Source organism: Kocuria palustris, from assembly GCF_016907795.1.
Lineage (GTDB): Bacteria > Actinomycetota > Actinomycetes > Actinomycetales > Micrococcaceae > Kocuria > Kocuria palustris.
Genome location: NZ_JAFBCR010000001.1, coordinates 36,901 through 58,616 on the forward strand (window position 1 = coordinate 36,901; position 21,716 = coordinate 58,616).

General features: G+C 67.7%; 17 protein-coding genes. 10 read left to right on the forward strand and 7 right to left on the reverse strand.

Annotation, left to right across the window (positions count from 1 at the left end; genetic code table 11):
- Positions 1–13: 13 nt before the first annotated feature.
- The 5 genes from JOE55_RS00190 (at position 14) to JOE55_RS00210 (ending at position 6,871) form a co-directional block, all read left to right on the forward strand.
- Positions 14–2,107 (forward strand): molybdopterin oxidoreductase family protein, encoded by a 2,094-nt coding sequence (locus JOE55_RS00190; protein WP_338125486.1) that lies wholly within the window; start codon positions 14–16, stop codon positions 2,105–2,107.
- Complete coding sequence (locus tag JOE55_RS00195) at positions 2,095–3,597, forward strand: FAD-dependent oxidoreductase (protein WP_204781641.1); 1,503 nt, start codon at positions 2,095–2,097, stop codon at positions 3,595–3,597. The genes JOE55_RS00190 and JOE55_RS00195 overlap by 13 nt, the downstream gene beginning before the upstream one ends.
- A gap of 50 nt (positions 3,598–3,647) precedes the next feature.
- On the forward strand, positions 3,648–4,019 hold the full coding sequence (nirD, locus tag JOE55_RS00200; RefSeq protein WP_064845466.1) for a nitrite reductase small subunit NirD: 372 nt from the start codon (positions 3,648–3,650) through the stop codon (positions 4,017–4,019).
- Between the two features lie 102 nt (positions 4,020–4,121).
- A complete protein-coding gene (gene nirB, locus JOE55_RS00205) occupies positions 4,122–6,704 on the forward strand; it encodes a nitrite reductase large subunit NirB (protein WP_204781642.1) in 2,583 nt (860 codons plus the stop codon).
- Entirely contained in the window at positions 6,701–6,871 is a 171-nt protein-coding gene (locus tag JOE55_RS00210; RefSeq protein ID WP_204781643.1) for a hypothetical protein, read from the forward strand. The genes nirB and JOE55_RS00210 overlap by 4 nt, the downstream gene beginning before the upstream one ends.
- Here JOE55_RS00210 and JOE55_RS00215 read toward each other — a convergent pair.
- Positions 6,852–7,856 carry an IS481 family transposase gene (locus JOE55_RS00215; protein WP_204781644.1) on the reverse strand — a complete coding sequence of 335 codons (1,005 nt, stop codon included), beginning with the start codon at positions 7,854–7,856 and terminating at the stop codon, positions 6,852–6,854. The two genes, JOE55_RS00210 and JOE55_RS00215, sit on opposite strands and share 20 nt — an antisense overlap.
- Positions 7,857–7,978: 122 nt before the next feature.
- Between JOE55_RS00215 and JOE55_RS00220 the strand changes: the two genes are divergently transcribed.
- Positions 7,979–10,225 (forward strand): uroporphyrinogen-III synthase, encoded by a 2,247-nt coding sequence (locus JOE55_RS00220; protein WP_338125378.1) that lies wholly within the window; start codon positions 7,979–7,981, stop codon positions 10,223–10,225.
- Positions 10,226–10,319: 94 nt separating this feature from the next.
- On the opposite strand, the gene JOE55_RS00225 is transcribed toward JOE55_RS00220, so the two are convergent.
- From JOE55_RS00225 to JOE55_RS00245, 5 genes are all read right to left on the reverse strand, one after another.
- On the reverse strand, positions 10,320–11,285 hold the full coding sequence (locus JOE55_RS00225) for an MsnO8 family LLM class oxidoreductase (protein ID WP_239546318.1): 966 nt from the start codon (positions 11,283–11,285) through the stop codon (positions 10,320–10,322).
- 103 nt (positions 11,286–11,388) lie between these two features.
- Positions 11,389–12,480, reverse strand: coding sequence for a phosphate ABC transporter substrate-binding protein PstS (gene pstS, locus JOE55_RS00230; RefSeq protein WP_204783151.1), 1,092 nt, complete (start codon positions 12,478–12,480; stop codon positions 11,389–11,391).
- Positions 12,372–13,382 carry an IS481 family transposase gene (locus tag JOE55_RS00235; RefSeq protein ID WP_204781646.1) on the reverse strand — a complete coding sequence of 337 codons (1,011 nt, stop codon included), beginning with the start codon at positions 13,380–13,382 and terminating at the stop codon, positions 12,372–12,374. Before JOE55_RS00235 ends, pstS begins: the two co-directional genes overlap by 109 nt.
- Before the next feature lie 271 nt (positions 13,383–13,653).
- The gene (locus JOE55_RS00240) at positions 13,654–14,595 is read right to left on the reverse strand and encodes a hypothetical protein (protein ID WP_204781647.1); all 942 of its coding nucleotides are present in this window, start codon (positions 14,593–14,595) and stop codon (positions 13,654–13,656) included.
- A 107-nt stretch (positions 14,596–14,702) separates the two neighbouring features.
- Positions 14,703–16,070, reverse strand: a complete 1,368-nt coding sequence (locus tag JOE55_RS00245; protein ID WP_204781648.1) for an MFS transporter — start codon at positions 16,068–16,070, stop codon at positions 14,703–14,705.
- A gap of 178 nt (positions 16,071–16,248) precedes the next feature.
- Here JOE55_RS00245 and thrS point away from each other — a divergent pair, with 178 nt between their 5' ends.
- The 4 genes from thrS to JOE55_RS00265 all read left to right on the forward strand — a co-directional run bounded on the left by thrS (position 16,249) and on the right by JOE55_RS00265 (position 20,988).
- Positions 16,249–18,405 carry a threonine--tRNA ligase gene (thrS, locus tag JOE55_RS00250; protein ID WP_051452714.1) on the forward strand — a complete coding sequence of 719 codons (2,157 nt, stop codon included), beginning with the start codon at positions 16,249–16,251 and terminating at the stop codon, positions 18,403–18,405.
- Positions 18,402–19,037, forward strand: a complete 636-nt coding sequence (locus JOE55_RS00255; RefSeq protein ID WP_024290559.1) for an HIT family protein — start codon at positions 18,402–18,404, stop codon at positions 19,035–19,037. The genes thrS and JOE55_RS00255 overlap by 4 nt, the downstream gene beginning before the upstream one ends.
- The gene (locus JOE55_RS00260) at positions 19,034–20,266 is read left to right on the forward strand and encodes a multidrug effflux MFS transporter (RefSeq protein WP_051452713.1); all 1,233 of its coding nucleotides are present in this window, start codon (positions 19,034–19,036) and stop codon (positions 20,264–20,266) included. Before JOE55_RS00255 ends, JOE55_RS00260 begins: the two co-directional genes overlap by 4 nt.
- 131 nt (positions 20,267–20,397) lie before the next feature.
- Positions 20,398–20,988 carry a hypothetical protein gene (locus JOE55_RS00265; RefSeq protein WP_204781649.1) on the forward strand — a complete coding sequence of 197 codons (591 nt, stop codon included), beginning with the start codon at positions 20,398–20,400 and terminating at the stop codon, positions 20,986–20,988.
- A 95-nt stretch (positions 20,989–21,083) separates the two neighbouring features.
- On the opposite strand, the gene JOE55_RS00270 is transcribed toward JOE55_RS00265, so the two are convergent.
- A complete protein-coding gene (locus tag JOE55_RS00270) occupies positions 21,084–21,701 on the reverse strand; it encodes a P-loop NTPase family protein (protein WP_204781650.1) in 618 nt (205 codons plus the stop codon).
- Positions 21,702–21,716 lie beyond the last annotated feature (15 nt).

Sequence of the window (21,716 nt, forward strand, 5' to 3'; positions counted from 1 at the left end):
CGCGAGCCACGGGGTGGCCAGCCATTGCCCGTACTGCGCCCTGCAGTGCGCCATGACACTGACCCCCAACTCGGACGCGAGCGAACCCGTGACGGTGACCGGGCGCGAGTTCCCGACCAACCGCGGCGGACTGTGCCGCAAGGGCAGCTCCGCGGCCAAGGTCCTGGGCCTGGGGGATCGGATCACCCAGCCGATGATCCGCACGGCCCACGGACTGGAACCCACCACGTGGGACCACGCGCTGACAGCGATCACCGAGGCGATCCGGGGCACCCAGCGTGAGCACGGCCGCGACGCGGTGGGGATCTTCGGAGCCGGTGGGCTCACCAACGAGAAGGCCTACGCACTGGGCAAGTTCGCCCGCGCGGTGCTGCGAACCAGTCGGATCGACTACAACGGCCGGTTCTGCATGTCTTCGGCGGCGGCCGCCGGTAACCGGGCCTTCGGTTTGGACCGCGGCCTACCGTTCCCACTGACCGATCTGGACCGCGCGCACGCCGTGCTACTGATCGGCTCCAATGTGGCGGACACCATGCCCCCGTTCGTCCAGCACCTGGCCTCCGCGCGGGAGCACGGCGGGCTGTTCGTGATCGACCCGCGCGAGTCCGCCACCGCGGACCTGACCCGCTCGGAGGAACGCGAGTGCGGGATCCACCTGGCACCGACCCCCGGAACCGACCAGGAACTACTGCTGGGCCTGATCCACGTGGTCATTGCCGAGGGCCTCTACGACGCCGCCTACGTGGCCTCCCGCACCAATGGTTTCGCCCGGCTCAAGCGCACCGCCCAGCGCTACTGGCCTGAACACGTCCAGAGCCTCACCGGTGTCCCCGCCGCCAAGATCCGGGCGGTCGCCCGCGGGCTGGCCACGGCCAAGGACAGAGGCGCGTTCGTCCTGACCGGGCGCGGCGTGGAACAGCACACCAATGGCTCGGACACCACCAGCCTCGCCATCAACCTGGCCTTGCTGCTGGGGCTGCCGGGCCGCGAACCCGGCGGGTACGGCACCGTGACCGGGCAGGGCAACGGCCAGGGCGGGCGCGAACACGGTCAGAAGTGCGATCAGCTGCCCGGCTACCGTTCCATCAACGACCCGCAGGCCCGAGCGCACGTGGCCTCGGTGTGGGGCATCGATGAGCAGGACATCCCCGGTCCGGGGATTGACGCCACCCAACTGTTGCTCTCGTGCGGCACCGACCACGGGGTGCGCACACTGATGATTCACGGCTCCAACCCCGTGGTCTCCGCCCCGAATGCCACACGGGTGACCCGTGCACTGGCCGACCTGGATTTCCTGGTGGTCAGTGACTTCGTGCTGTCGGAGACCGCTCAGCTGGCGCACGTGATCCTGCCGGTGGCGCAGTGGGCGGAGGAAGAAGGCACCATGACCAACCTGGAGGGCCGGGTCATCCGCCGTCGTAGGGCGCTGCCGTTGCCCGGCGCCGCGCGCGACGAGCTGGCCGTGCTGGCCGAGCTGAGCACCCGGTTGGGTTCCACCATGTTCTTCGGAACGGCGGAGCAGATGTTCGAGGAGCTCACCCGAGCCTCGGCCGGTGGCCGCGCGGACTACTCGGGTCTCAGCTACGACCTGCTCGACCAGGAGAGCGCGTGCTATTGGCCCTACCCGGCGGGCAGCGCGGGCACACCGCGCCTGTTCCGGGACTCGTTCCCCACCGCGGACGGCCGTGCCACCCTGGCGGACGTGTCCCCCCGGGCGATTGCCGAGCGGATCATCGACGGGGCCGAGCTGACCCTGATCACAGGCCGCCTGCTGGGCCACTACCAGTCGGGTGCCCAAACTCGACGGGTCCCGGAACTGCTCGCCTCGGATCCTGACGGGCGAGTCGAGATCAACCCGGAGACCGCCCACCTCTACGGGGTGGTCGAGGGGCAGCTGCTCACTTTGCACAACGAGCGGGGAACCGTGCAGGCCCGGGCTCGGCTGTCCCGACAGATCCGCCGCGACACCCTGTTCATGCCCTTCCACTTCGCAGGGTCCAACAGTGTGAACCGTTTGGTCTCCTCGGCCACGGACCCGCTGTCCAAGATGCCGGAATTCAAAGCCACCCGCGTGTGGGTGTCCCAGGAGGAACAGTGCGTCGCATAGTCATCATCGGTTTCGGCCCGGTGGCCGCCCGCCTGATCGAAGAACTCGAGGAACCCCTTGCCCAGAGCCAGGTGCACGTGTGCGTGATCGGGAGCGAGCCGGAAGGTGCCTACAACCGCATCCTGCTGGCCAACCTGGTCACCGGGCATAGCACCCCGCAAGACCTGGACCTCGCGTGCGATGAGACCAACTTCCCGGAGGGGGTAACGTTCCTCACGGGTACCACGCTCAGCGACATTTCCTTGGACGGGCAGTACCTTCACACCACTGATGACCGGTTGATCTCCTTTGACGATCTGATCTTCGCCACCGGAGCGCGCGCCGTTCTGCCGCGGGTCCCCGGATTGGACGTTCTGGACACGGATCCGTGCCACCTGGATTCCATCCCCCTACCCGGAGTGCACCCCTTGCGGGACATGTCCGACGCTCGGCGGTTACGCGAGGTGGTCGAGACGGGCCAGGATGTCCTGGTCCTCGGCGGTGGAATTCTGGGGATCGAGCTTGCGCTCAACCTTGCCGAGCACGGAGTGCAGGTGAGCTTGATCCACCGTGGGCAGGACCTGATGCCGCGGCAGCTGGATCCTGACGCCAGCCGAATGCTGGCCCACGTGCTGAGGCAGGCCGGTATCCAGGTGATCCCCGGGGGCATCAACGGCGTGCGCAGTGAGGGTGGTCGCTTCACGGGGGTCGTCTTGGACGATGGAACCGTGCGAGAAGCCGGCGCGTTGATTCCGGCCATCGGAGCGCAGCCCCGTACCGAGTGGGCCAAGAAGGTGCGGCTACCGACCCATCGTGGGATTTTGGTCGATCATCAGTTGCGGGTCCACGGCACCTCGAACATCTACGCGATCGGTGACTGCGCGGAGGTGCTGTGCAGCAATCCCGTGTGCCCAGAATGTATGGCTATCGACTACCAGGATTCCGCCCCGAGCGGGCTGATCGGCCCGGGGTGGCAGCAGGCGCAAGCCCTGGCGGACATTCTGGACGGCACCCACAACCGCGTTCCTTCACAGGTGTCGCAACTGATCACCATGAAGTCGCAGGCCGTGAGCCTCACCGCTGCGGGCTCGGTGCACGCTCGAGCCTTCGAGCAGCCGAGAGTCGACGTGGCCACCTGGGAGGACCCACGCACCGGGCGTTACCTCAAGGTGGTCTCGCGCGATCGGAACATCCTCGGATTCGTGGCTCTGGGGGCGCCGGAGGCCGGTGCCGAACTGGCCATGCTGTTCGAACGATCCGGTGCCGCCCCGGGTGACCCTTCCGTGTTGCTTGCCGCGGACACCCCGAGCGGCGCGGATACCGCACCGGAACTGACCCCGGAGTCCATCATCTGCCGGTGTGCGGGGGTGGCCCTGGCACCCATTCAGCAGGCCGTGTCCGCCGGAGCCACCACCGTGGCCGAGGTCTCCAAATGTTCCCGCGCCGGCACCGGTTGCGGCGGGTGCAAGGACAAACTCGAATCCGTGGTCTCCCAAGCCATGGCAGCCTGAGCCGCCACACCGACCACTTGTATGCACCACAGTCGCCAAGGAGAACCGCCATGACCGTTCTGACTCGCGAGACCCACTCCACCGCCGTCGAAACCCTCACCTGGACCCCCGTGGTCGAAGAACACCGTCTGGAACGTGACGTCGGCGCGGCCGCCCTGCTCAAGGGCCGCCACATCGCCCTGTACCGGACCTGGAACGACCGGCTGTACGCGAGCTCCAACGTGGACCCGGACACCGGTGCCTCCGTGCTCTCCCGCGGGATTGTCGGCGAATCCGGTGGCGTCCCCACCATTGCCTCGCCCCTGCTCAAGGCGGTCTTCAACCTGGAGACCGGTGAGTGCCTGACCAATGACGAGCTGTCCGTGGAGACCTACCCCGTTCGAGTGGTCGACGGAATCATCCAGGTCGGCCTGGATTTCTAGGTCCGACGCAGGCGCAATTTACACGGGCGTAAGAAAGTGACAACGGCCGGGTGACATTCGATTTCTACCGTGGAGACACGTTCCAACTCCTAGGAGAACCCCATGCCCGAACTCATCAACATCCGGGACCTCCCGACCTCCGTGTCTGAACGCAGGGTCGTGGTGGTCGGCGCGGGGCCCGCAGCACACCGCTTCGTCACGGCCCTGCGCGGGCGCGGCGACCGCAGCGACGTCGTCGTCCTGGGAGAAGAAAGCGTGGCTCCCTACGACCGCGTCAACTTGGCCAAGCACTGGGACCCGGACCACGATCTGAGCCTCACCAACGTGGGTATGTGGAACGAACGGACCCACCTGGTCACCAATGCGTGGGTCAACAGCATCGACCCGGAGCGCAAGAGCGTGCACGTCAACGGTGAGACGGAACTAGCCTACGACGAATTAGTGCTCGCGACCGGTTCGGCCGCCACCATGCCTCCGTTGCCCGGCAATGACCTGGCCGGAGTCTACGTCTACCGCACCGTGAACGATGTCGATCGGATGCGGGCCAACGTTGAGGCCCTCAGTAGCGCCCGCGGCCCCGAGAAGCCGCCCCAGGCCGTGGTGATCGGCGGCGGACTGCTGGGTCTCGAGGCCGCCGGCGGGTTGGTCAAGTACGGGTTCGAAACCCATCTGGTGCATTCGCGGGACTGGCTGATGTCCTCGCAACTGGACGAGGGCGGCGGGCGGACCCTGAACCGGGCCATCGAGCAGCGCGGGATCGAATTACACCTGGGACAGCGCCCCAGCGCGGTGCTGCCCGCCGCCGCGGACCCGTCCACCGTGGGCGGGGTGGCGGTGGGCGAGGATCTGATCGAGGCGGACCTCGTGGTGTGGGCCATTGGCATCACGCCCCGTGACGAGCTGGCCCGCGACGCCGGTTTGGAGACCGCGCCCAACGGTGGCGTGCCCATCGACACCGCGTGCCGCACCGCGACCCCCGGGATCTGGGCGATCGGTGAGGTAGCCAGCTTCGCCGGAACGTGCGTGGGCCTCGTGGCACCGGCCAACGCCATGGCCGAGGTGGTGGCCGCGCAGTTGACCGGCGGTGACGACGAATTCACCGAGATCGACGACGCCACCAAGCTCAAGCTCCACGGCCTGGACGTGGCCTCCTTCGGCGACTCGCTGTCCCGGAAGAGCGGGACCCTGGACGTGGTCATGTCCGACCCGGTCGAGGGCGTCTACCAGAAACTCGTCCTTTCCGACGACGCCAGGACCCTGCTGGGCGGGGTGTTCGTGGGGGACGCGGAACCGTACGCGAGCCTGCGCGCGCTGCTGGGCCGCCAACTGCCCGGAGCGCCCAAGGCCTATCTTTCCGGCGGTGGCGACGTTCCCGACGCGGAAATGCCCGACGATCTGGTGGCGTGTTCGTGCAACAACGTGACCGTGCACGAGATCAAGCAGGCCGTGGGTCAGGGCTGCCACGACCTGGCCTCGGTCAAGAAGTGTTCCAAGGCCGGGACGCAGTGCGGATCGTGTGTGGGACTGGTCGGCAAGATCATGACCAAGGAAATGGAAGGCGCCGGTCTCGAAATTTCCAAAAGACTGTGCGAGCACTTCGAACTGTCCCGTCCCGAGCTGTTCGAGGCCATCAGGTTGTCCCGCCTGACGAGCTTCACCCAAGTCATCGAGAAAATCGGGACAGGCCGCGGTTGCGACATCTGCAAGCCGGTTGTCGCCAACATTCTGGCCACCGCCTTCCACGAGCACGTGTTGGACGGCGGCCGCGACGGACTGCAGGACACCAACGACCGTGCTCTGGCCAACATGCAGAAAGACGGCACGTATTCAGTGGTCCCGCGCATCCCCGGGGGCGAAATCACCCCCGAGAAGCTCGCGGTGATCGCCCAGGTGGCCAAGGAGTTCAACCTCTACACCAAGATCACCGGTGCTCAGCGTATCGACCTGTTGGGCGCGCGCTTGGAGCAGTTACCGCAAATCTGGCAGCGGCTGATCGACGCGGGCATGGAATCCGGTCAGGCCTACGGAAAGTCGCTGCGCGCGGTCAAGTCCTGCGTGGGTTCGGCGTGGTGCCGCTACGGCGTGCAGGATTCCGTGGGCATGGCCGTGCATTTGGAGAACCGATACCGCGGACTGCGTAGCCCGCACAAGCTCAAGATCGGCGTCTCCGGGTGCGCCCGTGAGTGCGCCGAGGCGCGCGGCAAGGACGTGGGGGTGATCGCCACGGACAAGGGCTGGAACGTCTACGTGGGCGGTAACGGCGGGTTCACCCCCCGGCATGCGGAACTGCTCGTGAGCGACGTCGATGACAGGATGCTGGTCAAGGTCATCGACCGGTTCTTCATGTATTACATCCGCTCCGCCGAGCGGCTGCAGCGCACCGCACCGTGGGTCGAGTCCTTGGAGGGCGGCATGGACCATCTCCGCGAGGTAATCCTGGAGGACTCGCTGGGGATCTGCGACGAACTGGAATCGGCCATGGGCGATCTAGTGGCCGACTACCGCGATGAGTGGGCCGAAACCCTCAACGACCCGGTGAAGCTGGCGCGTTTCACGCCGTTCATCAATGACCCGCAGGCAACGGACGAGACCATCGTGCAGGTGCCCGAGCGCGGGCAGGTGCGTCCGGCGACCGCCGGTGAGCGCGGGATGATCTCCGTGCCGACCATCGGGATCGGTGCATGAGTGATTTCGACTGGAACGGTTGTCCGGTCCTGCTCGTGGGAACCGGCCCGGCCGCGCCGCTGGAGGTCGCCCGGCTGATCCGCGCCGGTGCCAGGGTGAGCGTTGCGGGCACCGCGGAGCAACTGTGTGCCCGCGGGGATGCGCTGGCTAGGTGTAGGAGGGCATGACGTTGTTGACTCGAGCCGGTGTGCGTGAGGCCGGGGGCTGATCACCACAGGCTGTATGCGGGCGATGGTAGTTGTAGTGATTCACCCACACCTGCACGGCCTGCCGGCGGGCCTGCTCGGAGTCATAGGCCCTCGCGTAGAGGACCTCATCGACCATCAGCCGGTTGTAGCGCTCGACCTTGCCGTTATGCCGCGGCGTGTACGGGAGGATCCGCTGATGCCGACCCGCCAGGGCCTGCACCGTACGGGTGAAGTCGGCGGCACGGTAGTTGTTCCCGTTGTCCGTGACCACCCGCTCCAGGTCGGGGATGCCGTGCGCGGCGAAGAACACCCGGGCTCGGGAGAAGAACCCGATCGTGGTGGCAGCACGCTCATCGGGCAGGGCCTCGGTGTAGGCCAAGCGCGTGTGCGCATCGATTGCCGAGTGCAGGTACGTATAGCCGACACGGCCCTGGCGCTTGGAGGCCAGGGCCGCCTGGCTGCCGCGGCCATGGGCCCACCAGCCCCCGCCATCGGGGATGCGCCCGAGCTTCTTCACGTCCAGGTGCACCATCTGCCCGGGCCTGCTCGTACGGATGCGCTGTGGGGCTCGGCGCAGCTGTTCCCCGGCCGGGGTGAGGTCGCGCAGTCGGGAGATCCCGAGTCGGTGCAGCCACCGGCCCACGGTGCGCAGATGCAGCTGATGGCCTTCGGCGCGCAGATGGTGATGGATGCGCCGGGCTGGCCACTTCCGTTCCCGCCGCAGCTCTTCGATCCGGACGATGAGCCGCGGATCGAGCTGGCTGGTGGCCGTGTGCGGACGACTGGAGCGGTCCTTCAACCCCGGCCGCCCTTCGGCGCGATAGCGGGCCACCCAGGTCGTGACGGTCGGGCGCGAGACACGGAACTCGGCGGCCACGTGAGCGATCGGGATGCCGTCGTGCAGGTGGCGTTCGACCATGCGCAGACGCCCGGTAGGGGTCAGTGGTGCATTAGCGTGGGGCATGAGCGGGCTCTGTCTTTCCGTGGATGGGTCGTGTAGGAACTTCCATCCTGCGGCGAAGAGCCCGCTCGCCTCATCTGAGCACGCCGTTGGTGACAAGAACCTCATGCCCCACAACAGCTAGGGTGGCCCGGCGGCTGGGTGTGAAAGCGGACCCGGCCCGGGAATCGGTGCGCACCGCGTTGGAAGCCTGCACCTTCGTGGGCGCGGAGGCCGCGGACTTCGACGCCGACGCTGCAGCGTCCGGTGCCGCGGCCGTGGTGTGCGCCGCCGACGACGCCGCGGAGACCAAGCGGTGGCGTGCCTTGAGCAGGAGGCACGGCAAACCGTTCTCGACCCTGCGCTCGGGCAGGCCCGGTGTGGCCCTGGTGGGTGGTGGTCCCGGTGACCCGCAGTTGATGACGGAGGCGGCCCGGCAGCACCTGATGCGGGCGGACGTGGTGCTCTACGACAAACTGGCACCCACCGCGGTGCTCGAGCAACTGTGCCCGGGAGCCCTGCTGGTGAACGTGGGTAAGGACCCCGGCCATCACAAGATGCCCCAATACTTGATTGAACGGGCCCTGGTGGAGTTCGCCCGCGCCGGGGCGTGTGTGGTGCGTTTCAAGGGCGGGGACCCGTTCGTGTTCGGACGCGGCGCCGAGGAACGGCGGACCCTGCAGGGGGAGGGCATCGAGGTCACTGTGGTCTCCGGGATCAGTTCGAGTATCGCGGTGCCCGCGGCTGCCGGTATCCCGGTCACGTGCCGCGGCATCAACCGCTCCTTCACCGTGATCTCCGGTCATGAGGTGCCCGCTCCCGACGAGCTGGAAGGCCTGGTCAAGGTGGGCGGCACCCTGGTGGTGCTCATGGGGTTGGCGCACCTGCCCGAGCTCATGGCCGGTCTGGTGAAGCACGGCCTGGATCCGGAATTGCCCGCCGCGGTGGTCGAAAAGGGTTCCACACAGCGGCAGCGGGTCTTTGCATCCGCAGCGCGCTCCATTGCGCGTGTGGTATCCGACGAGGGAGTGAGCTCCCCTGCGATCGTCGTGCTGGGGCACGTGGTCGAACTGGGCGATGACCTCGCGCGGTTGATCGAGAGAGTTTCAAACGAGCGCTCAGAAGAGTCTGAGCCACTGAAGTCTCCGCTCACACGCGGGCCCACCGCGGAACCCGCAGCCGAAATTCGGGACGGCGGGATCCCGGGCCGGGGGATTCGCGATGGTCGGATTCAGGAGGAACCTGGGACGGCGTCGTCGACGGTCAAGGCGAGCGAGAAGGTGCTCGTGGCTCCGTCGGATTCCCTGACCGGCTTCGTGATCGCTGTGACCGCCTCACGCCGGGCCGAGGACCAGGCGGAGGCTTTCGAACGGCGCGGCGCCACCGTGCTCAAGGCGCCTACCATGCGCATCGTGCCCACCGAGAACGACGAGACGCTGCACCGGGCCTCCGCCCAGGTGATCGAGGACAAACCGGGGGTGCTGCTGGTCACCACGGGGCACGGTGTGCGCGGATGGTTCGAGGCTGCGGAGGCCGGTGGAACACGATCCCAACTGTGTGCGGCGCTCGAGGGCGCTGACATCCTCGTGCGCGGAGCCAAGGCCCGTGGGGCCATCAAGAGCCTCGGGCTCGTGGAGCAGGGGGTTGCATCGCAGGATTCTACGAGCTCCCTGGTGGACCTGGCACTGAGCCGCGGCGTGGCCGACAAACACGTGGTGTTCCAACAACACGGGGCCGTGGACCACGCACACGTGGAACGCCTCGAACGCGCCGGCGCGCGCCTGACCGTAGTCCAGCCCTATCGATGGGAACAGCCCCGTGATGTGGCCGCAGTCTCCCAGCTGATGCTGGCAATCATCAAGGAACACGTCAACGCCGTGACCTTCACCTCCGCCCCCGCGGTGGAAGCGCTATTCGAACGCGCCCAGAAGGAAGGGACCATGGAGCCATTGCTCGAAGCACTGCGTCACCGTGTGCTCAGCGTGGCCGTGGGGCACGTAACCGCGGAGCCGTTGCAGCGGGCGGGAATCACACCGCTGATCCCGGACCGCCCCCGCATGGGGTCCCTGGTGCGGGCACTGACCACCCACCTGGAAAGACAGACCGTGGACCTGCCGCACACGCCGTTCGGACAGGTCACCCTGCGCGGCGCGCATCTGCTGTGCGGGGAACGCCGCGTGGAACTGCCCTCCCACCTGGCCAACATCACACGCGTGGTGATGCAGGCCGCAGGGGACTTGGTGACTCGCCAGTCCATCCGCCGTGAAGTGCCCGCGGCGCCCAGCGACCACGCCATCGACATGGCCATATCCCGGATCCGAAAACTCACCGGGGAACCCAAACTGATCCTTACGGTCCCCAAGATGGGATTCCGGGCCAACGTGAGCCTGTGACACAGCGGGGGCCGTGGCCGTGGTTGCGTCCTTGGCGCCCGCTTCCACGCTTGCGGTCCTTGCGTTGGGAGGTCCCGGTGTGAGGTCTGGGCGCTCACAAGGTGGCGGCGACGGCGGCGGCCAGCCGCGCATCAGAGGTGTACAACGCGGTCGTGTCGAAGGTCGAGGCGGTGCTCATGATCTCGTCCGCGCCGGTACGCACGAGCAATTCACTGATTGCGCTCAAAACCTGGTCCTCGGTCCCCGCGATCACGGGGGCCAATGCCTTGGCCACGTTGCGTTGCTGCCGTTGCGTCAGGGAATCCGGTAGCGACGTCGTCGGCTCGAGCGGCGGAAAAGCTCCCGTGAGGCGCGATTCGGACATGGCCCACGCTTCGGGCAGAGAGAGTTCGCGCGCCTCGGAGGGAGAATCCGCAACAAAGATCTCCGTGGAAGCGATCAGGTACGGCTCGTCCAGTTGCTCGCTGGGGCAAAAGGTGGAGCGGTACTCGTCGAAGGCCTCCGGCCCGGCGGTGAGCAACGGTCCACCGACCACCGCCGGCAGACCCAGGCGCGCCGCGATCTTCAAGCCACTTCCGGTCCCCAACACGAATAGCGGGATGTGGCCGTTGTGGGCCGGGCGCATCGTGATATCCGCCCTGCCGGTCAGGTATTCGCGTACGGCTTCAATGGCGGATGCGAAGTCTTTCGGTGGCGCGGACATGGTGCCCAGGGCCCTGCGCACGGGCTCAGTGAACCCCAGGGAACGCCCAAGTCCAAGGTCGAACCGTTGCCCGTGCAGGGCGGTGAGGACGGCGAACTCCTCGGCCACCACCAGAGGGCGGTGATTGGGCAACATGACTCCGCCGGAACCCACCCGGATCGAGCGAGTGGCCGCCGCAACCGCCTGCGCGAGCAGCGCTGGCGTGCCGGAGGCGACCCCCGGGACCCCGTGATGCTCTGAGACCCAGAACCGGTGATAACCGGCGGCCTCCGCGTGCCGGGCGCGCTCCACCGTCTGGTGCAGGGCGCCGGCATCGGATTCTCCCTGGCGGATGCGGGAACGGTCGAGAAGGGACAATGGAATGCTCATCATCCACGCAACGCCGGGGCGCAAGCGCTCATTCCAAAAGAACCGTGCAACCCCAGCCAGGGCCGAGCCACGAAGTCGGCCGCGGCCGCCTCTAATACCGGGTCGTGATGGAATCCAACGCGGCCTGAGCTTCCCGAGTGAGGTTTTCCGGCAAGGGGGCGCTCTTGACCGATTCGGCGGACAGTTGCTGCCCCTCCGGGCTGACCACGTAGCGACCGAACGTCTTGACCAGTTCCAACGTGTCGGGATCCGCGTAGCTGGTGCAGTACACGTGGTAGGAGACCAAGACCACGGGGTAGGCGCCTTTGACGTCGGGGGTGCGGTCGATGTCCAGCGCGATGTCATGCTCCCCGGTACCTTGCACGCGGGAGGACGCCCCCACGGCCGTGGCGGCGGTCTGGGCGTTGACGGGTACGTACTCGGTGTTGACCTTGACCCTGGCTTTACCCAGAGAGCCTCCTACGAGGGAATCGTCCGCGTACGTGATGGCGCCTTCGGTCTGGTTCGTCACGGTGACCACTCCGTTATTTCCCTGCGCACGCTCACTGGGCAGGGAATTGGGCCAGCCCCCGCCGTGCTCGTCGGTCCATACCTCTGAAGCCGTGGCTTCGAGATAGTCCGTGAAGTTCTCCGTGGTGCCGGAATCATCGGCCCGGGCCACAGGGGTGATCGGGGCGTCAGGGAGATCAACACCGGGATTCTGGTCGATAATGGCCGGATCATTCCATCGTGTGATCTCGCTCCGGAAGATCTTGGCGATCGTGGGCGCGTCCAAGTCCAGTTCCTCGATCCCCGGCAGATTGAACGCGATGCTGATGGGGGAAATGTACACGGGAACGTTGACGGCACCTCCCGGGCCGCAGGCGTTCCTGACGTCCGCTTGCTCCTCGGCGTCCAAGTAGGCATCCGAGCCGGCAAAGTCTGTGCCGCCTCCCACGAGAGCGGAACGTCCCGCACCGGAACCCGCCGAAAGGTACTGCACGTTGGCGCTGGGGTACGTGGATTCGAATCCGGTGCGCCATGTCTGCATGGCCGCATTCTGAGCGGAGGAGCCGATTCCGGTGAGGATGCCCGTTAGCTGTAAGAGGGCGTGACGTTGTTGACACGGTCCGGGGTGCGCGAGGCCGGGGGCTGGTCGCCGCAGGCGGTATGGGGTCGGTGGTAATTGTAGTGATTGACCCAGACCGCCACCGCGGCCCGTCGGGCGTGTTCGCTGGTGTAGGTGCGGGTGTAGAGCACCTCATCGACCAGTAGCCGGTTGTAGCGTTCGACCTTCCCGTTGTGCCGCGGCGTGTAGGCACGGATCCGCTGGTGGCGGGAGGCCAGGGCTTTCACGGTGCGGGTGAAGTCCCGGGCTCGGTAGTTGGCCCCGTTATCCGTCACGACCCGGTGGATCCTGTGGATCCCGTGGGCGGCGAAGAAGGTTCTGGCCCGGGCGAAGAACCCGATCGTGGTCACCGCTTTCTCGTCGTCGAGGGCTTCGGTGTAGGCCAGACGGGAGAAGCCGTCCACGGCCGAGTGCAGGTAGGTGTAGCCGACCCTCGCCCCCGGCCCGCGCTTGGACTTCAACGCCTGGGCGCTACCGCGGCCGTGGGTCCGCCAGCCGCCACCGTCGGGGATTTTGCCGACCTTCTTCACATCCAGGTGGACCATATGCCCGGGCCACGCAGCGCGGATCCGCGCCGGGGTCCTGCGGGCGTTCTCGCCGGCCGGGGTCAGATCACGCAGCCGGGAGATACCGAGTCGGTGCAGCCACCGGCCCACGGTGCGCAGGTGCAACTGGTGGCCGAGGCCAAGCAGGTGGTGGTGGATACGCCGGGCCGACCACTTCCGCTCCCGGCGCAGGGACTCGATCAGTTTCACGACCACTGCCGGGGTGCGCTGCTGGCTGCGCCGCGGAATCGAGGGGCGGTCAACCAGACCTGCCTCGCCGGCCGCGAGGTAGCGGGCCACCCAGGTGGCCACCGTGGGCCGGCTGACGCGGAACTCGGCGGCCACGTGGGCCTTGGGGATCCCGTCCTCGATGTGGCGCAATACCATGCGCAGCCGGCCGGTCGGTGTCAGGGGTGCGTTAACGTGGGTCATGAACGGGCTCTTTCGTGCGGATGTTTGTGTAGGAACTTCCATCCTGTGCCGAGGAGCCCGTTCCTCATCTCATCAACGCACCCGTGACAAGAACCTCATGCCCCACAACACCTAGTGTCGGTGCGATGCGGGCAACACGCCGAGTCCGCGCCGACGCAAGACGACACTCTGGCCGATGATGTCGCATCCTGCCTGCCGTGGAGTGACGTGCTCTCCTGCCCGATGCAGGCCAGTATTGTCCTGACAGTGGCGTCTGGCAGGCTCGACGCCCTCACTGATACGACACGAACCACGGCTTCGGCTCGATGTCGTAGGTCTGCTCGGGCGTCCAGGTGGGGGTGTCCTCGTCGTAGAAGTTCTTCCACGCCATGCGCATGCCCTGGGGCAGATCCGTCTTCAGCGTCTCCCAGGTGCTCAGCTTCAGATCGCGGGTGCCGTGGCCGTCGGCGTGGATGACCATGGCCAGCTCCGGCACGGTGGCATCGATGCTCGCGCGGTCCGGGAGCATGGTGACGGAGAACTGATGCAGGATCAGCACCTTCTGCGGCAGGTCTTCCCCCCGCACGATGCCCGCCAGCCACTGGGCGACCTCGTTGACCTCGGCGGCGCCCACCGAGCCGACCTGCACCATGTGCCGAGCACCGGGCTGCAGCCGCCACTCGGGATCCAGCGCCAGGCCCACATGCGGCTGCCGCAGTAAATCCTCGTAGCGCTTGGCCTGGGTCAGGAAGTCCGTGGAGCCGGGCTGCAGATCCAGCACGCAGTAGATGCCGGCCTCGCCTGCGGCATCGATCCACGGCTTCAGGGACTTCGGATCCAGCTCGTTGGAGTAGTCGCCGTCGGGGCCGGCCTCGGCGGAGGCCACGGTGGTGATGATCTCGAAGGCCGGGATGACCGGTTCCTCGGAGAACGGCTCGTACTCCTTGGCCAGCTCCTGCACGCGTGTGATGGACGCGTCGACGTCCTGCTCGCCCAGACAGCCCAGCCCTGGGACGCCCGGGGAGCCGTAGAGGGCGGTCATGCGCCGGCCGGGGAAGACCTCGGTGCCGCCGCCGGGCAGCTCGACCGGCTCCGGCGTCGACGACGCGCTGCCGCCCGTGGCCTCGGAGTCGCCCTGGCCGTCGTCGTCCTGCGAGCCGCAGGCGGCCAGGCTCAGCACCGCCGCGGCGGCGCCGCTCAGGAAGACGGATCGGGGGAGTCGGGCGCTGCTCATGGGGGTGAGCTCCTCTGCGGGAAGACATCGGGAAGAGCCTTCACCCTAAGCTCACTGAGCAAGAGGAGCCCTCAGGGTTGCCCGGGGTTTCTCGTGGTCCCGGGCGCTCAGGCCACGGGGATCTGCCCCGTGGGCGGCGACGGGGTCCGACCTGCGCCGCGACCGTGGACGAGCCAGTAGTACCCGACGGCGACCAGCAGCACACCGGCTGCGCACAGGTACATCCCGCGGTAGCCGAGAGCGGGCATCACAGAGCCGAGGACAGCGGGCCCGACGGTCGCGCCGAGGTCCATGCACAGGAAGAAGGTCGCCGTTGTCAGTCCCACGCGAGCGATTGGGGCGACCTTGACGGCCGCCGCCTGGGCCGCGGTGATGATCGCGCCGAAGGAGCAGCCCAGCATGGCCCCGGCCGCCAGCAGCATCCATCCGGAGCTCGCGAAGGCCAGCATGACCAGGGTCGCCGAGAACAGCACCAGCGCCGGAGGGATCACGCTGTTGTCGCCGCGCCGGTCCTGCCGCCTGCCCAGGTACGGGCGCGTGAGGACGATGGCGATCGCGTACACGACGAAGAAGGCCGCGGCCGAGCTCACCAGATCCAGCTCGACGGCGTAGGCGTTGAGGTAGGTCAGGATCGTGGAGTAGGCCATGCCCGCGAAGACCATGAGCCCGGATATGGGGAGGGCGCGCGTCTCGATGATCGACGACAGCCGCCACTGCCGTGCCGAGCGGCGCTGGGCCTGAGTGAGCTCGACCTCGGGGACGCGCAGCACGAGCACCACGATCAGGGCCAGGCCCGCCACCGCGGAGACGAGCACGAAGAGGCTCCCGTAGCCAATCGAGCGCGAGAGCCACACGCCCAGGGCGGGGCCCAGAGCTGTGGCCAGGGTGGTCGACAGGCCGAAGTACCCCGTGGCCTCGCCGCGGCGCCGGGCGGGGATGACGCCCTGCACCGCCGCCGGGGCGATCGTGGTCACGGCGGCGAAGGCGATGCCGTTGACGAAGCGCACGGCCAGCAGCCCCGCCATTCCGGTGTCCGGCAGATAGGCCGTGGAGATCAGCGTGAACAGGACCATGGCCGTGACCAGGACGCGCCGCCGTCCGATGAGCTCCATGTACTTGCCCGTGAGCAGCCGGGCGATCACCGCGCCGACGGTGAACGACGACGTCGTCAGCCCGGCCTCGGCCTGACCGGCCGAGAAGCGGTCCATCGCGTAGGCGGCCGAGATGGTGGTCACGAGGTAGAACTGCATGGACACCAGGAACTGGACCAGCCACAGCAGCACGAACCGGGTGCTCAGGATCCGCGGCGACAGGTCCTTGGACGCCTCGGGGGCGGGGCGCTGCAGCAGCGGGATCTGCCCGGTGACGGGCTGGTCGTAGCGCAGCGGCTCGACCTCGGGCTCGGCGGAGTCGTGGGCCTGCCGGTCCTCGTGGGGATCGTCGGGGTCGTCCTGCGGGGCGGGAGGCTTGGTCATGTGGCTGCGGGGACTCCGTTCGAGGCATGCGGCGACCGGGAGGTCCGGGACCCCACCCATTGTGCCCGCTGCTCTGGCCGCTGCCGCGAGCTGCGGCGTCGCACCGCGCCGGTAGCATGGCCTGGTCGCGCGGCCCCTGTACGGCCGCGTCCCTCGAACCGAAAGGCTGCAGCAGCTCATGAGCGAGTCCGTGTCCCAGAACCCCTCCGCGCAGGATCCCAGCGTCGGCGGGATCACCGTCACCGTGGACGGACAGCAGCAGCAGGTCGCGACCGGGACCACCGCCGCTGATCTCTACCAGGGCCAGCGGGAGGTCGTCGTCGCCCGGATCGAAGGCACGCTGCGCGATCTTGCCACCCCCCTGGCCGACGGGCAGTCGATCGAGCGCGTGCTGATCTCGGACCCGGAGGGCCTGGAGGTCCTGCGCCACTCGACCGCCCACGTGATGGCCCAGGCGGTGCAGGAGCTCAAGCAGGAGGCCAAGCTCGGCATCGGCCCGTACATCACTGACGGGTTCTACTTCGACTTCGACGTCGACGAGGCCTTCACCCCGGAGGATCTCAAGGCGCTGGAGAAGCGCATGCAGAAGATCGTGAACTCCACGCAGAGCTTCCGCCGGCGCTCCGTGACCCACGATGAGGCCGTCGCGGAGATGGCCGATGAGCCCTACAAGCTCGAGCTGATCGGGCTGGCCCAGGGCCCCGGCTCCGGCGCGGAGGTCGCCGCCACGGAGGGCGCCTCGCAGGAGGTTGCCGCCGGCGAGCTGACCATCTACGACAACGTCGACCGCAAGTCCGGCGAGATCGTCTGGAAGGACCTGTGCCGCGGGCCCCACCTGCCGGACACCAAGCTGATCGGCAACGGCTTCGCCCTGATGCGCTCGGCGGCCGCCTACTGGCGCGGCTCGGAGAAGAACAAGCAGCTGCAGCGCATCTACGGCACCGCCTGGCCCACCAAGGACGAGCTCAAGGCGTACAAGGATCGCCTCGCCGAGGCCGAGCGCCGCGATCACCGCAAGCTGGGCTCCGAGCTGGACCTGTTCTCCTTCCCGGACGAGATCGGCTCCGGCCTGGCCGTGTTCCACCCCAAGGGCGGTCTGATCCGCATGGAGATGGAGAATCTCTCGCGCGAGCAGCACGTCAAGCACGGCTACTCGTTCGTGAACACGCCGCACATCACCAAGTCCACGCTGTACGAGATCTCCGGGCACCTGGGCTTCTACAAGGACGGCATGTTCCCGCCCATGCAGATGGACGAGGAGCGCGACGCCGCGGGCAACGTCACCAAGCAGGGCCAGGACTACTACCTGAAGCCCATGAACTGCCCGATGCACAACCTGATCTTCCGCCAGCGCGGCCGCTCCTACCGCGACCTGCCGCTGCGGCTCTTCGAGTTCGGCACGGTGTACCGCAACGAGAAGTCCGGCGTGATCCACGGCCTGACCCGCGCCCGCGGCTTCACGCAGGACGACGCCCACATCTACTGCACGCGCGAGCAGATGCGCGATGAGATCGCCACCACGCTGGACTTCGTGCTGGACCTGCTGAAGGCCTACGGCCTCGATGAGTTCTACCTCGAGCTGTCCACGCGGGACCCGGAGAAGTCGATCGGCGACGACGCCGCCTGGGAGGAGGCCACCGCCACGCTGGAGGAGGTCGCCACCGCCTCGGGCCTGGAGCTCGTGCCGGATCCGGAGGGCGCTGCGTTCTACGGCCCCAAGATCTCGGTCCAGGCTCGCGACGCCATCGGGCGCACCTGGCAGATGTCCACGATCCAGCTGGACTTCTTCATGCCCGAGCGTTTCGACCTCGAGTACGCGGCCGCCGACGGCTCCCGTCAGCGCCCCGTCATGATCCACCGCGCGCTGTTCGGCTCGATCGAGCGCTTCTTCGGCGTGCTGACCGAGCACTACGCAGGCGCCTTCCCGGCGTGGCTGGCGCCCGAGCAGGTCCGTGCCATCCCGGTGGCTGAGGCCTTCGACGACTACCTGGGCGATGTCGTGGCAAAGCTGCGCACCGCCGGGGTGCGCGCCGAGCTGGACTCATCCTCGGACCGGTTCCCCAAGAAGATCCGCACCGCGTCCAAGGACAAGGTGCCGTTCGTGCTGATCGCAGGCGGCGACGACGCCGAGGCCGGTGCAGTGTCCTTCCGCTTCCGTGACGGCTCGCAGGAGAACGGCGTGCCGGTCGAGGAGGCCGTCGCCCGGATCGCCGCGCACGTGAGCAACCGCGTGAACGACGACCCCGTCCCCTCGGCCGCCGCAGGCGATGAGACGGTCGGGCAGGCCCCCGGCGTGGACGCCGATGCGCCGGGGTCGCAGGGCGCGCAGTCATGAGCACGGGGGAGCCGGGCGCGCGCGTGGGCCAGCACCACTGGGTGCGCCAGGACGATTTCGAGATCCCCGGGGTGCCGGATTCGTTCCAGCGCCTGTGGACCCCGCACCGCCTGGCCTATGTGCGCGGCGAGGACACCTCGGTCGAGACGGTGCCGGGCTGCCCGTTCTGCACGGGCCCCGAGCGCCGGGACAACGAATCCCTGATCGTCTTCCGCGGCGAGCACTGCTTCGTGATCCTCAACGTGTTCCCCTACAACCCGGGCCACCTGCTGGTGTGCCCGTACCGCCACGTGGCGGATCTGACGGAGCTGACAGACCAGGAGCTCACCGAGCTCATGCGCCTGACCCGCGACGCTGTCGTGGCAGTGAGCGAGGCCTCGCACCCGAACGCCTTCAACACGGGGCTGAACCTGGGCCAGGCCGCCGGCGGTTCGCTGTCGGATCACCTGCACATGCATGTGGTGCCGCGGTGGATCGGGGACTCCAACTTCCTGCCCGTGACCGCGCACACCAAGGCGATCATGGACACGCTGGGCGGGACCTGGACCGACATCCGGGAGCACTGGCCGGAGCCGGATTCGGCGGCGGAATCGGCTGCTCAGGGGCCCACCGGGTCGTCCGAGGAGAATTGATCACCCCGGCCTCGCCCGCGCAGGGGCAGCGCTCGGCCGTCGCGCTGATCCTGACGCTGGCGCTGCTGTCGGCGGTCTCGCCGCTGGCCACCGACGTCTACCTGCCGTCGTTCCCGGAGATGACGCGGGAGCTGGCCACCACGGGCTCGGCCGTGCAGCTCACGCTGACCACGTTCATGATCGGGCTGGGGCTGGGCCAGCTCGTCATCGGCCCGCTGTCCGACGCCCTGGGGCGGCGCGGTCCGCTGCTGATCGGCACGGTCGTGTGCCTGCTGGCCGGCATCGTCTGCGCGCTGGCGCCGAGCATCGAGGTGCTGGTCATCGCCAGGTTCGTGCAGGGCTTCAGCGGTGCCGCCGGCGTCGTGATCGCCCGGGCGATCATCACGGACATCACGCGCGGGGCCACGACCGTGCGGCTGATGAACATCATGATGATCATCGGCGGTGTGATGCCGGTGATCGCGCCCATGGCGGGCGGGGCCATCCTGCAGGTCGCTGACTGGCGAGGCATCTTCTGGGTGATCACCGCGATCGTGACCGTCATGGTCGTCGGCATCCTGACCGTCGTCCCGGAGTCCCTGCCCGACGCGCGGCGCCAGGAGGGCGGTCTGCGGCGCATGGCATCCACCATCGACGCGGTGCTGCGCACGCCGGTCTACGCGGGCGGCGTGGTCGTCTCGGCCATGTCCTTCGCCACGCTGTTCGCCTATGTCTCGGCCTCGCCGTTCGTCATCCAGTCCATCCTGGGGCTGCCCACGATGGCGTACTCGCTGCTGTTCGGCCTCAACGCGCTGGGCATGACCTCCGGCAGCCTGATCTCGATCCGGCTGGCCGGGCGGGTGCCCGTGCAGCGCACCCTGGGCACGGCGCTGATCGCGCTCACGGCGGTCGCGGTGGCGCTGGTCGTCGTCGTGCTGATCGGGGTGCCCGCCGTGCCCACCCTTGCGCTGCTGTTCTGCGCCACGACCGCCATGGGCTTCATCCTGGGCAATGCCTCGGCGGTGACCATGCAGGCGGTGCCCGAGACTTCCGGCACCGGCTCGGCGCTGATGGGGGCGCTGCAGTTCGGAATGGGCGCGCTCGTCTCCCCGATCGTGGGCATGGCCGGCGAGACCGACGCCCGCCCGATGGCGTTCACGATGGCCGTGTGCGCGTCCATCGCGCTGGCTGCGTTCCTGATGATCCGGCGACGTGCAGCCTCGGCTGACGACACAGTCGGGAGCAGCTGAGCCACAGAACCAGTGCTCTGCGGTGGCCCGAGATCCGTTCCCCTTGTGTCGTCTGACCTCTCGTGTCTGCTGGAGCCACCCTCGAGCTGGGCCTTTTCGCCACAGCGTCGTGGGAGTGAGAGGAGCCCCGAATGCACGAGTCGGACCATCCCGAGCTTCACGCCTGGGTGGACGAGAGCATGCGACAGCACGCTGTGCCTGATCCCATGTATCTGCTCGGTGCAGTCGTCTCCGAGCCGGCTCGCTGCTCCGGGACGAGACACCAGCTGCGGACCGTCCTCCCGAAAGGAGCTCCGAAGCTCCACTGGCATGAGCTGAGCCCACGGAAGAAGACTGAAGTCACAGCAGTGGTGGCCTCTGCCGAAGGCGAGCATCTCGTGGTCGTGGCGACTGCGCTGAACCTGCGTAAGCAGGAGCGGGCGAGAGCGGAGTGCCTCAAGTGTCTGCTCTGGGAACTAGGTCAGCGCCATGTCAGCCTCGTGCACCTGGAGTCGAGGACTCCGTCGCTCAACAGACGCGACATGGACCTGATTCTTCGTCTGCGTGGCCAGAGAGCGATCCCTGCGGGCATCAGGGTGGAGATCGAGCTGCCCTCGATCGAGCCGATGCTGTGGGTCCCCGATCAGGTCTTGGGCGCGGTCGGTGATGCCGAGACGGGCGACAGGAGATGGCTCGACCAATTTCAGGGAGCCGTCCAGATCATTCGCATCGTGCTGCAGTAGACAATAGGCAGCGCGAAGGCCAGGTCCCGTCAGCGCGGGGATCCTGGCCTCTACTTCTCACCCACCCGCAGGAGGGGAGCTGCCTTCAGTAAACCTCACGGGCGCATCCTCTGTCCAGGCCCAGCCGAGGGCGGACTCACTTCATGCTGCATGCACCGGTCGTCGATGCAGGAACCGCGCCTCGCCGGATGCTCCTTCATCGTCTGGTGCGCCTCGGCCAGGGCTCTGAGCCACTGTCCGGCTTCTCGAGGATGGCCCAGACGCACAGTGGTCAATGACGGGAAATGGTCTTCCACGGTGGGAATGATCGGCTTGAGCTCGTTCCTGGTTCGCCAGCCCCACCGCATGATGTGCTCCTCATCGGTGAAGAAGGTACGCAGCGGGGGCTCCTGGTTCCCGTTCCACAGCTCCTGCCGCAGCAGGCGTCGGCGCAGGGTGCGGCGCATCAGCCGAGTCATCTGCACCGAGGTCGGGTAGTCCAGCCAGAGCAGGGTGTCGGCGCGCTCCAGGAGCAGGGGCCGGACCTCGCGGTATTGCAGCTCGATGACCCACTGGGGTCCGGAGGTGTACCGCTCGACGTCGGCGACGAACGACTCGCGGCGTGTCCACTTGGGACCGTGGTGCAGGCTGTCGATCTCCACCCGCGGGTATCCCATCAGCTCTGCGATCCGGTTGCAGAGCGTGGTCTTTCCGGTCCCGCTGCCGCCGGCCACGGTGATCCTCTGGGG